At 74.7% G+C, this 11,632-nt stretch carries 11 protein-coding genes and 1 tRNA gene; 9 read left to right on the forward strand and 3 right to left on the reverse strand.

Going from position 1 to position 11,632, the window contains the following annotated elements; genetic code table 11:
• Nucleotides 1-361 precede the first annotated feature (361 nt).
• Nucleotides 362-1,555 (forward strand): M6 family metalloprotease domain-containing protein, encoded by a 1,194-nt coding sequence (locus tag OG702_RS23990; RefSeq protein WP_327290998.1) that lies wholly within the window; start codon nt 362-364, stop codon nt 1,553-1,555.
• 61 nt (nt 1,556-1,616) lie between these two features.
• Nucleotides 1,617-2,828 carry a M6 family metalloprotease domain-containing protein gene (locus OG702_RS23995; protein WP_327290999.1) on the forward strand — a complete coding sequence of 404 codons (1,212 nt, stop codon included), beginning with the start codon at nt 1,617-1,619 and terminating at the stop codon, nt 2,826-2,828.
• Between the two features lie 15 nt (nt 2,829-2,843).
• Here the strand turns inward: OG702_RS23995 and OG702_RS24000 are convergent, their stop codons facing one another.
• From OG702_RS24000 to OG702_RS24010, 3 genes are all read right to left on the reverse strand, one after another.
• Nucleotides 2,844-3,272 (reverse strand): OsmC family peroxiredoxin, encoded by a 429-nt coding sequence (locus tag OG702_RS24000; protein WP_327291000.1) that lies wholly within the window; start codon nt 3,270-3,272, stop codon nt 2,844-2,846.
• 130 nt (nt 3,273-3,402) lie between these two features.
• Nucleotides 3,403-3,993, reverse strand: coding sequence for a histidine phosphatase family protein (locus OG702_RS24005; RefSeq protein WP_327291001.1), 591 nt, complete (start codon nt 3,991-3,993; stop codon nt 3,403-3,405).
• A gap of 45 nt (nt 3,994-4,038) precedes the next feature.
• Nucleotides 4,039-4,728 carry a TetR/AcrR family transcriptional regulator gene (locus OG702_RS24010; RefSeq protein WP_327291002.1) on the reverse strand — a complete coding sequence of 230 codons (690 nt, stop codon included), beginning with the start codon at nt 4,726-4,728 and terminating at the stop codon, nt 4,039-4,041.
• A 303-nt stretch (nt 4,729-5,031) separates the two neighbouring features.
• Here OG702_RS24010 and OG702_RS24015 point away from each other — a divergent pair, with 303 nt between their 5' ends.
• The 7 genes from OG702_RS24015 (at nt 5,032) to OG702_RS24045 (ending at nt 11,556) form a co-directional block, all read left to right on the forward strand.
• Nucleotides 5,032-6,009 carry a phosphatase PAP2 family protein gene (locus OG702_RS24015; protein ID WP_327291003.1) on the forward strand — a complete coding sequence of 326 codons (978 nt, stop codon included), beginning with the start codon at nt 5,032-5,034 and terminating at the stop codon, nt 6,007-6,009.
• 21 nt (nt 6,010-6,030) lie between these two features.
• Nucleotides 6,031-7,107 carry a hypothetical protein gene (locus tag OG702_RS24020; RefSeq protein ID WP_327291004.1) on the forward strand — a complete coding sequence of 359 codons (1,077 nt, stop codon included), beginning with the start codon at nt 6,031-6,033 and terminating at the stop codon, nt 7,105-7,107.
• Nucleotides 7,108-7,264: 157 nt separating this feature from the next.
• A complete protein-coding gene (locus OG702_RS24025; RefSeq protein ID WP_327291005.1) occupies nt 7,265-8,878 on the forward strand; it encodes a hypothetical protein in 1,614 nt (537 codons plus the stop codon).
• Entirely contained in the window at nt 8,875-10,260 is a 1,386-nt protein-coding gene (locus OG702_RS24030; RefSeq protein ID WP_327291006.1) for an AAA family ATPase, read from the forward strand. Before OG702_RS24025 ends, OG702_RS24030 begins: the two co-directional genes overlap by 4 nt.
• Before the next feature lie 64 nt (nt 10,261-10,324).
• Complete coding sequence (locus tag OG702_RS24035; protein WP_327291007.1) at nt 10,325-10,714, forward strand: hypothetical protein; 390 nt, start codon at nt 10,325-10,327, stop codon at nt 10,712-10,714.
• Nucleotides 10,715-10,823: 109 nt separating this feature from the next.
• On the forward strand, nt 10,824-11,426 hold the full coding sequence (locus OG702_RS24040; protein ID WP_327291008.1) for a bifunctional DNA primase/polymerase: 603 nt from the start codon (nt 10,824-10,826) through the stop codon (nt 11,424-11,426).
• A gap of 56 nt (nt 11,427-11,482) precedes the next feature.
• A tRNA-Lys gene (locus tag OG702_RS24045) sits at nt 11,483-11,556 on the forward strand.
• Nucleotides 11,557-11,632: the final 76 nt, after the last annotated feature.

The raw sequence follows: 11,632 nt of genomic DNA on the forward strand, positions 1-11,632 counted from the left end.
GGTGATTCTCCGCACGGGTATCCGCCGGCTGACGGTTTCTGCGCGATCGGGCACCTGTCCTGATCGCTTCACCTGCACTGTTACGGAACGTAATGCCGTCGGCCGTCCAGGTGTTCGCCATACCGGGTGGTCCGCGCATCACTCGGGCGGCGCAGTCGAACGCCGCATACCGTCACAATCCATAGCAAGGTGGTTGAGGTGTCCCGAACGGGCTCGCGAACCCTCCCCGGAGGTCCATGTGCGGCGGTCAGGCATCTCGTCAGGCGATACGCGGGGCGCTGGAGGCGTCCGGTCCGCGCGTGCCGCGACGAACGCGCCGGGGCGTCCGCGCGGGGCGCGTTCCGCGGCCGCCGCGGCCTGCGTGTTCGGCGCGCTCGTCGCCTGGACGCTGGCCACCGGACCGTCGGCGCACGCCGCCCCCGCGTCCGCCGCCTGCCTGCTGCCGCGGACGCCGGTGCACCACTCCGAGGGCGTGGACTCCGCCCCCGGCGGCTACGCGAAGGCGCTGGGCGACGTGAAGGCGCTGATGGTCTTCCTGTCCTTCCCCGACTCCCCGCCCTCGCTGACCACGCAGGAGGTGGCCGCCGACCACTACCCGGCGACCAGCTACTTCTACGACCAGGCGTCGTACGGGCAGTTCCGGCTGCACCTGCACACCGTGGACCGCTGGGTGGCGATGCCGCGCTCCGCGACCGCGTACGCCATCAGCCGCGACTGGCGGGCCGCGGACCGTACCGCGTACCTGCGCGACGCCCTGACCGCGGCCGACCCGGTGGTGGACTTCAGCGGCTACGACGTGGTCTACCTGGTCGCCGACCCCGACGCGCCCGGCGTGGACTCCGACGCCACCAAGGTCGTCAACCTCGCCGCGCCCGTCACCCTGGACGGCAACCCGCTGGCCCGCCTGGTCACCGTCTTCGAACGGCACCCGCCGGACCGCAACGTGCTCGCCCACGAGACCGGCCACGTCTTCGACCTGCCCGACCTCTACTACCGGCCGCCGGCCGGCAGCAACGCCGACTGGGACACCCACGTCGGCGACTGGGACCTGATGGGCAGCCAGTTCGGCCTGGCCCCCGAGCCCTTCGCCTGGCACAAGTGGAAGCTCGGCTGGCTGCGGCCCGGCCAGGTCGGCTGCGTCACCGGCACCGGCACGACCTACTACGACCTGAGCCCCGACGAGACCCCCGGCGGCACCAAGCTGCTGGTCGTCAGGACCGGCGCCGACACCGCGCTGGCCATCGAGGCCCGCAGCGCCGTAGGCAACGACCGGTCCGCCTGCCGGCCAGGCGTGCTGCTCTACCGGGTGCGCTCCGACCGCGAGTCCGGCGACGGACCCGTCGACGTCGTCGACGGCCATCCCGGCACCTCCGCCTGCGCCGCCACCTCGGTCTTCCCGCCGCTGGCCGACGCCCCGCTCGGGGTGGGGGAATCCTGGGCGCTGCCCGGCGGGACCACCCGGGTCACCGTCACCGGCCACGAGGCGGACGGTGACTGGGCGGTCAAGGTCACCGAGAGCGCGCCGGGCGGTGACGGTGCCGGCCGCCCCGGGTAGCACGCGTCCGCCCGGCGGCCGGCCCGGCCCCGCACGGCGGTTCGCCGCGCGGGGCGCCCGGATGGCGGCGCTCGGGGCGGCCGGGCTGCTCGCCGTGGGCAGTTCGGTGTCCGCAGGGTCGGGGCCGCCCGCGCTGCCCGCCTCCCCGCCGGCCGCCCGGCCCTGCGCGCTGCGGGCGGTGCCGGGCGTGGCCATGTCCGAGGGCTTCTCCGACTCCACCGCCCGCGGCCCCGACGCCGAATTCGCCCCGTCCACCGGCACGGTCCACGCCCTGACCCTGCTGATCGACTTCTCCGACGCCCCCGCCCCCTACAGCGCCCGCGAGCGGTACGCCGAGTTCTTCCCCGCGGTCAGGAAGTGGTACGCGGCCGCGTCGTACGGCCGGCTCGACTACGAGTCCACACCGGTGCTGCGCTACATACGCATGCCGCGGCCCTTCAGCGCGTATGGAATAGGCCGCGGCTACGGGTGGGACGCGCACACGGCGATGATGCGCGACCTGCTCAAGGTCGCCGACCACGCCATAGACTTCCGCGGCTACGACCTGGTCAACGTCCTGGTCACCCCCAACGCGGGGCCGCCGGCCGACGAGGCCGTGCTGTCGGTCACCTGGACCGGCGCCTCCGCCGCCACCACCGACGACGGGGCCCGGCTGAACAAGGTCTCGCTCATCTACGGCCACGACCAGTCCGGCTCACGGGTGCTCAGCCACGAGAACGGCCACGCCTTCGGGCTGCCCGACCTCTACTCCGCCGACGACTTCCAGCGCACCGACAGCCTCGCGGGCCAGTGGGACACCATGTCGCTGGACTGGGGCCTGCAGGGCGACCTCTTCGCCTGGCACAAGTGGCGGCTCGGCTGGCTGACCGACCGGCAGATCGCCTGCGTCACCTCGCGGAGCAGTACCACCTACCACCTCAGCCCGGTGGAGACGACCGGCGGGCAGAAGGCCGTGATCATCCCCTACGGCCCCACCCGGGTCTTCGTCATCGAGGCCAGGGCCGCCGTCGGCGACGACCACGACGCCTGCCGGCAGGGTGTCCTGGCCTACCGGGTGCGTACCGACATCGACTCGGGCCAGGGCCCGGTCAGCGTGGTGGACGGCCATCCAGGCACCTCCGCCTGCGACTTCAGCAGCGGCGCCTTCAACTCCCTGAACGACGCGCCCTTCACCGCCGGGCAGACCTTCACCGACGCCGCCGCGCACGTGACCTTCACCGTGCTCGGCCGCGACGCGGCGGGCGACTGGTCGGTACGCGTCACCCGCCGCTGAGCCGAACGGGCCTGCTCAGTTGAGAAGTTCGGCCTCAAGAGTGATGTTCACGCCGGTGAGCGCCTTGCTCACCGGGCAGTTCAGCTTCGCGTCCTGCGCCGCCGCCTCGAAGGCCTCGGCGGACAGGCCGGGGACCCGGGCCTTGACCGACAGGGTGATGCCGGTGATGCCCTCGCCGGGCTGGAAGGTGACGTTCGCCACCGTCTGCACGGTCTCCGGCGGGGTGCCGGCGCCGGCCAGGCCGTGCGAGAGCGCCATCGAGTAGCACGAGGAGTGGGCCGCGGCGATCAGCTCCTCCGGGCTGGTCTTGCCGTTGGCGGCCTCGGCGCGCGAGGCCCAGGTGATGTCGTAGGTGCCGACGCCCGACGTGTCGAGCGAGACGCTGCCGGCGCCGCCGATCAGCGGGCCCTTCCACTGGGTGGTCGCGGTGCGGGTGGTTGCCATGGTGAAGCCTCCATCGATTACGTGCCGTCGGTCCGCGGCTCCCGCCGCCCTCAGAACGCTACCGGGTCGGATCCGCGGGACGGCGGCACCGTCCCGCCCCCCCGGGACGGCCCCCGCCACCACGTGCGGCTCAGCCCAGATGGCCGGTGTCGTTCCAGCGCTCGATCGCCGGCGCGCCGTAGGCCCAGCCGAGGATCGACAGCGACGCCGGATCGAGCCGCAGGGACGCGCCGAAGGACGCCGGCAGACCCAGCCAGCGGGCGCCGAGGGCGCGCAGCACGTGGCCGTGTGCGAAGACCAGCACATCGCGCGGCGCCGACCTGGCCCAGCCGACCACCTCGTCGGCACGTGCCGCCACGTCGTCCGGCGACTCGCCGTTCGGCACGCCGTCCCGCCAGATGTTCCAGCCGGGACGCAGCTCCTGGAGCTGGGCGGGGGTGCGGCCCTCGTAGTCGCCGTAGTCCCATTCGAGCAGCGCGTCCCACTCCTTGGCGCCGGCGAAGCCCGCCTCCTGGCAGGTGTCGGCGGCCCGCCGCAGCGGGCTGGTGCGGACCTCCGCCTCGCGCAGGCCGTGCCAGGGCGCTCCCGCCAGCCGGTCGCCGAGCAGCCGCGCGGTCCTGCGGCCCTCGTCCGTCAGCGGGATGTCGGTACGGCCGGTGTGGCGGCCGGACAGGGACCATTCCGTCTGGCCGTGGCGGACCAGAAGGATGCGCGCAGCCATGCGGGGCGGCCTCTCGTGCGGGGGCGGGGAAACCCCCATCATCGCTCAGACCTGCGGCGAACCGCCGAGCAGGCCCCGCAGCAGGCCGTCGAGCCCGTACTCGAACTGCCCGGTGCCCTCGCTCTGCGCGCACAGCAGTTCGGGCGCGAGTTCGACCAGTGCCGGGTAGGCGCCGCTGGGCAGCCCGGCGATCCTGGCCCGCACCCGGTCCCTGGCGCCCTCCTCGCACAGCGCCCTGGCCCGTCGGGTGTTCCACAGCGCGGAACCCACGATGTACTGCATCAGGGCGACATGGGTGTGCGCGGCGTCGGCGCGGCCGAGCCCGGCGCGCCGCAGCAGGCCCAGCATCCGGTCGATCAGCGCGATGGCGTCGTCGCCGCGCTGCGGGCGCCCGGCCAGCAGCTCCAGCGCGGACGGATGCTCGGTGAACAGCCGGTACACCCCGACACACACCTCGCGCAATTCGCTGCGCGGATCGTCCGAACCGCCCGGCGGAAGCTCTATCGTGTCCAGCAGCCGCTGGGCGACGGCGTCACTGATCTCGTCCTTGCCACGGAAGTGCGAGTAGACGGCCATCGTGCCGACACCGAGCTGCTGGGCGAGGCCGCGCATGGTGAAGGCCTCGGCGCCGTCGCGGTCGAGCAGGGTGACGGCGGCATCGAGGATACGGTCGGGGTTGAGCGAATTGCGCGGGGCGCGGCGCCGTGGGGGACGGACCGGCTGGGTGAGGGACATCGGACTCTCTTGTTCTCGTCCTTCGCTGCTGTGCTGCTGTTCGGCTCGGCAGCCGCCTTCGGTGATTGGCTACGACCTGAGGGAGGCAACCCGGGGCGGTGCGCCGGGCGTCCTCCGCCTTGCATACCCCCGGCACCGGAAGGTTGAACACCGTACGAGCGTTGAACACCGGGGAAATTCGGGGTTCGTTCGCTCTGGCCGGGGCGGTGTGCGTACGGTTTAGCGTACGTCGTACGGTAGAGGGTACGCGACAAGTCCACGACCGCCGCCTGCGGCCTTCGGAGAACCTGGAGAGACGCCCGCATGACGATCACCGCCACCGCGCCGCGAGCTGCCGCCTACCGTGGCAGATTGCGCTGGTGGACCGAGCTGCCGCTGATTGCCGTGGTCTATGCGCTGTACTCGGGCGCGCGGCTGCTGGTGCGCGGTGACGTGGACGACGCGGTCGAGCACGGCGCGGACATCCTGCACTTCGAGCAGCTGACCCACCTCGATCCCGAACGCTGGTTCAACCAGCTGTTCACCCACCACGCCTTCCTCGGCGTGCCCGCGGACTTCGCCTACGCCTCGCTGCACTACGTGGTCACCCCGTCGATCCTGGTCTGGCTCTGGCTGCGCCGCCCCACCCACTACCGCACCGCACGCACCTGGCTGCTGATCTCCACGCTGATCGGCCTGATCGGCTTCACCGCCGTGCCGACCGCCCCGCCCCGGCTGCTGCCCGGGGCGCACGGCTTCATGGACACGATGGCGCAGTACGGCTCGTACGGCTGGTGGGGCACCGACGCGAGCGCGCCGCGCGGCATGGGGCACCTCACCAACCAGTACGCGGCCATGCCGAGCCTGCACGTCGGCTGGTCGCTGTGGTGCGGCATCATGCTCTTCCGCTACGGGCGGCACTGGTTCGTCCGCACCCTCGGCGTGCTCTACCCGCTCACCACCGCCCTGGTGGTGATGGGCACCGCCAACCACTACCTGATGGACGCGGCCGCCGGCGTCGCCACCATGGGGATCGGCTTCCTGCTGGCCAAGCCCGCGCTGCGGGTGGTCGACCGGATCCAGGTCAGGGTCCGCGGCCGCTTCGGCACCCGGCCGGCCGCGGTCGCCGTCACCGCGGGCACGCCGCAGCCCGCCACCGCGGGGACGAACGGCGGCGGCGGGAAGCTGCCTTCGCCGCGGCCGGTGTCCGTGCCGCCCGGCGCGCCCGACGACGCCGACCGCGGCCCGGACGCGGCCGACGGCAGCGGCGCCGGGCGCGGCGAGCGCAGCCGGATGTCGTAGCCGGATGCCACACTTTCGCGGGTGAGCACTAAGCACCACACGCTGCGGGAGCGGTTGGCCGCCCTCCGCGGCCCGGACACCGCACCCCGCCCGCTCGACGCGCGGGCGCTGGCCGCGCTCGCGGCGAACCCCGGCTGCCGCCGCCGGGCCCTGCTGGACGCCGCGGGCGTCGACAAGGGCGCCGTCGCCGAGGCGCTGGGCGCGCCGGCCCGCTTCGGCCAGTCCCGGTTCGCCTTCTCACGCGGCCACGCCTTCGAGGCCCGGGTCAAAGCGGGCGACTGCGCGGAACTGCTGCGGCTGCTGGGCGCCGAGGGCGCGGACGCGGAGGTCCCCGACCTCACCGCGGCAGGCCCCGAGGGACGGGCCGCCCGCACCCGGCTCGCCCTGGCCGAGGCCAGGCCCGGGTCCTGGACCCTGCTCGACCACCCCCTGCTTGCGCTTGAGGTGGCCGGCTCCACGGTCTTCCTCGAACCCGACGCGGTGGCCGTCGCCCCTGACGGCGCCTGGACCGTGGCCGAGATCAAGTCCTTCCCGATCCTGGACGGCGTCGCCGACGCGATGAAGGTCGGCGCGGCGGCACGGCAGGCGGCGGTCTACGTCCTGGCCCTGGACGCCGTCCTGCCCGGCCGGGCCCGCACCGACGTGCTGCTGGTCTGCCCGAAGGACTTCTCCAACCTGCCCACCGCCGAGTGGGTCGACGTCCGCAGGCAGCTCGCCGTCACCCGGCGCCAGCTCGCCCGGCTCACCCGTATCGACGAGATCGCCGACACCCTCCCCGAGGGCACCACTTTCGACCTGGCCCGCCCCCGCCCGGCCCTCACCGCCGCGGTGGACTCCGTCCCCGCCGCCTACGCCCCCGAGTGCCTCTCCAGCTGCGAACTGGCCTTCCACTGCCGTGACCGCGCCCGGGCGGCCGACTCCATCGACGCGCTGGGCCGCGGCCTGCGGGCCGACCTCGGCGACCTGACGACGGTGACCGCCGTCCTGTCCGCCGCCGCCTCCCCCTGCACCCCCGCCACCCCCGACCCGGCTGTCACCGCCCTCCGCCGCGCAGCCACCCTCCGAGCAGAAGCCCTCACCCCCGGACCCACATCATGACCCGCCCCCCGAGGACGTGGCGGCACTGGCCGCACGGCGGCGCAGGCCCGGCCACGACGCGGCGGCGCTGTCTCCACGAAGGTGCAGGCACGGAAGGGGCGCGGGGAACGGCGCGCGCGGCCGCGACGGTGCCGCGCCGTGAGGACGGCGGAAACGCATGAGCCTCATGAACGTGCTGGCCCGCGCGGAGGCCACCGCCCGTGGGCGGGCCGTGCCCGCCGCCACGGTGCGGCACCGCTGGGTCGCCGAGCACCCGCTCGTCCTCGTACCGCTGACCACCGCGGGAGAAGCGGGCGCGCCGCTCGGCGCGATGGTCGGCACCGACCGGAGCGCCCCGGCGCTGCTCGTGGTGCCGCAACCCCTCGACCGCGAGCTGCGGTTCGGCTTCTTCGCCGGTCTCGCCGCCGCCGTCCTGCCGGTCATCGACACCTACGCCGACGACGTCGAGACCGAGCCGGCCACCCGCAACCGCGAGGAGACCCAGGTCTGCGCCGACGCCCCGCAGATCATCGTGCCGAACAGCGCCGCGCTGGAGTACGTACGGCTGCTCGGCCGCTCCACCCGCTACCTGCGGACCGTCGAGGACCCGGACGCCCCGCACCCCGTACCGGTGCCGGTGCCGCTGCTCGGCCGCTGGCTCACGCACTGCGCCGAGCGCGCCCGCACCCCCGGCAGCGCGCTGCTGGTCGCGATGACGGACCTGCTCACCCGGCACTGGGCCACCGGCCAGAGCGCGATGGAGGACCAGCACCTGGGCGGGCTGATCGGCTGGATCGACCCGCCGGACGGGATGGACGGGCCGGCCGCCGCGGCCCGCGCGCAGACCGGGCGCGACCGGGACGGGCTGCTGCTCAGCCCGCCGGCCGGACCGGCGACCGACCCGGTGTTCGACAACCGCGTGCTGGCACCGGCGCTGGAGCGCTACGCCGCGGCCAGGTCTGCGGGCGCGACGGGCCCGCTGCGGGTCGCGGAAGCGGACGTGGCGCGGCTGGTCGCCTCGCAGTTGCGGCCCACCTGGGACGACGTGTGGCACGGCGTCGACCTGCTGCGCGCGCTGCCCGAGGGGGCGCACGTCGCCGAGCGCTGGAAGCGGGACCGCTGGTCCTTCACCGGCCACCGCGACCGGGTGCGGGCGGGCGAGCCTCCGCAGCCGAAGCGGGACGACGCGGTGACGGCCGCGCAGAAGCTCGCCGGACGCGAGACCGCCCAGGCCAGGCTGTTCGCCCAGGAGGCACTGGACGACCCGCTGGTGATGGCGGCCAGGCGACTGGCGGGCGAGGCCTTCGCCGGTACGGTGCTCGCCGTCGAGATGACGTACTCCGAGGGCCGCCGCCCGATGCCCCGCCCGGTGCTCACCGTCAGCACCCCCGACACCCCGCAGGCGGACCCGGGCGCCAAGGCCTACCGCGCCCTGCCGGAGGCGAAGTCGGCGCAGACCGCCGACGTGCTCGCCGTGGCGGCTCAGCCGCAGCCGCTGCTGCCCGGGCCACGGGACGCGGAGCCGGGCGCCGCGGGGGAGCCGCCGGAGTGGACGGTCACCGTCAGGCTCACCGGCGGGATGGGTAGCGGCAGGGCCCCGCGGGAAGGCTCGGTCCCGGAGGTGGGGGACCGGGTGACGTTCACACTCTTCGCGCACGACCCGCGTGGCGGCCCCGCGCTGCCCGAGCCCGAGGCGACGCCGTGGACCCACGGCGGCCCGGGCGCCGCTGCCGTACCCGGGGCAGGCCCGTCCGAGGCGCCCGACACCGTGACCGCGGAGGACTTCCTGTGACGCACGGCACCGACCGCGCGGACCGTACCGGCGGCGCGGACGGCGACCGGTTCGACCCGGGGGCCGCGGCCTCGGCCGCGACCGCGGCGATCCTGGCCAGCACGATGCACGGCACCGCCCGAGGCGTCGTCGTGGACTCGCCGCCCGGCGCGGGCAAGTCGACCCTGGTGGTGCGCGCGGCCCGCGAACTGGCCGCGTCCGGCGAGCAGTTGATGATCGTCGCGCAGACCAACGCCCAGGTCGACGACCTCGCCGACCGCCTCGCCACCGCCGAGCCCACCCTCCCGGTCGGCCGGCTGCACGGCGCCGACTCCCCGCCGGACCCGGCGCTTGACCGGCACCCCGAGGTGGCGAAGTCCAGCTCGGTGGCCGACCTCAGGGACCGCGCCGTGGTGATCGCGACGGCGGCGAAATGGGCGTACGTCAAGGACGTCGAGCCCTGGCGGCACGCCATCGTGGACGAGGCGTACCAGATGCGGTCCGACGCGCTGCTCCAGGTCGCGGGGCTGTTCGAACGGGCGCTCTTCGTCGGCGACCCGGGCCAGCTCGACCCGTTCAGCGTGGTCGGCGCCGAGCAGTGGGCCGGGCTGAGCTGGGACCCGTCGGCGAGCGCGGTCGTCACGCTGCTGGCCCACAACCCGGGCCTGCCGCAGCACCGGCTGCCGGTGTCCTGGCGGCTGCCGGCGTCGGCGGCGCCGCTGGTGTCCCGCGCCTTCTACCCGTACACGCCGTTCCGCAGCGGTACGGGCCACGGCGACCGGCGGCTCGGCTTCGGGGTGCCGGGGGACGGCGGCGGGCCCGACCGGGTGCTGGACGAGGCAGCCGTCTCCGGCTGGGGCCTGCTCGAACTGCCCGCCCGGCACACCCCGCGCACCGACCCGGAGGCGGTACGCGCGGTCGCCGTCGTCGTACGGCGGCTGCTGGACCGCGGCGGGGTGACGCATTCGGAGCGCGGCGCGGACCCGGCGCCGCTGACCGCCGACCGGATCGCGGTCGGCACCGCACACCGCGACCAGGCCGCCGCGGTGCGTACCGCCCTGGCCGCCCTGGGGGTGCCGGCCGGGCCCGGCGGGGTCGCGGTGGACACCGCGAACCGGCTGCAGGGACGGGAGTTCGACGTCACCGTCGTCCTGCACCCGCTGTCCGGCCGCCCCGACGCCACCGCCTTCCATCTGGAGACCGGCCGGCTGTGTGTGCTGGCCTCCCGGCACCGGCACGCCTGCATCGTGGTCTGCCGGGCCGGCGTCGCGGAACTGCTCGACGAGCATCCGTCCTCGGAGCCGGTACGGCTCGGCGTCACCGTGAAATTCCCCGACGGCTGGGAGGCCAACCACGCCGTACTCGCCCATCTCGCGGAGCACCGGGTGAGCTGGCGGCCCTGAGCGGGGCGGCACCGCGGCGCGGGCGCGGGACAATGGGAGGCGGAACCGACCCCGGAGGTACCGAATGTCCGAGCCGCAACCGGCTCGCCCGTCCCGTGAGTCCCGTGAACCGCACGAGTCCCGCGCCGACCGGCCGAAACGTCCTGCCCCGCTGCTGTTCGAGCCCGGCGCGCCGGCCGGCACCGACGGCGACCGCTTCTTCGAGCTGGAGTCGATGGACGACCCGCGCCAGCTGCTGGCCAGGGCCACCGAGCTGGAGCAGGCCTTCCGCACGGCGGCCGACCGGGCGAGCGAGTTCCAGGCCATCGCCGCCGCCCAGCTCACCGATCCGCGCCGCTTCGACCGGCTCACCATGGCCGACCTGGCGGAACAGGCGGGCTGGACCGAGGACTACGCCAAGAAGATGGCCGAGTACGGCCAGGGCCTGATCGCCGACGGCGGTGTCACCCCGTAACGGCCCGGTCGCCGTGCGGGGTCGGTAGAGTACGCCACCTGCGCGCTCCTGTCCCGTATTCGGCCGATTTACCCGGACGCCGTCCGACCGGCCGGTACCTGTAGTTGCCATGGACGAATGGCAGGGGAGCACCAGCGTCGTGGGGATCGTCACCGAGGCCCTGCGGCGGCAGCACACCGCGTGCGTCAGCCCGGAGGGCGCCGCCTGGCTGGCCTCCGCGAGCGCGTTCCCGCGCAGCGTCGAGGCCCTGTGGTCGGCCCGGCCCGGCGCCCCGAGCGTCCTGCCCTGCGGCACGGCCTTCGACGTGGTCAATCTCACCGCCCTGTTCGGCCGCCGGGTGCTCGAACAGCTCTGGGCGTCAGGGCCGGGCAGCGGCCCGGTCGCCGTGCACCGCGGCCGGGTGCTGCTGCTGGTCGCCCCCGGCACCGCCCAGCGGCTGCCCGCCCTGCTGGGCTGGGAGGAGTGGGGCCGCGCGGTCCCGCCGATGCTGTGCCACGGCAGCGGCGACGCGGTGACCCTCCCCGCACTGCACGAGGACCCCGGGGCCGCCCCGCCGGAAAGCGCCGGGATATCGCGCTGGGTGGTCGCCCCCGACACCGCGCACCCCTGGCTGCCCGGCGCCGACATCCTGCTGTGGGCCTGCGTCCGGGCGGTCAGAACGGCCCCCGCGCAGGCCCCTTCCGCGCTGGTCAGGGTGCCGGGACCGGTGTGAGGGTTATCGATTTTCCAGGTCGCCCGGGTGGGTGCTAATGTCTACGACGTCAGCAGGCGCCGCTAGCTCAGTTGGTTAGAGCAGCTGACTCTTAATCAGCGGGTCCGGGGTTCGAGTCCCTGGCGGCGCACCTGAAACGAAGGCCCTCCGTCCGCGGGGGGCCTTCGGCGTATCCGCCGCCCGCCACCCGGCGCGCCGCGTGGTCC

The sequence above is a fragment of the Streptomyces sp. NBC_01198 genome (genome assembly GCF_036010485.1).
Lineage (GTDB): Bacteria > Actinomycetota > Actinomycetes > Streptomycetales > Streptomycetaceae > Actinacidiphila.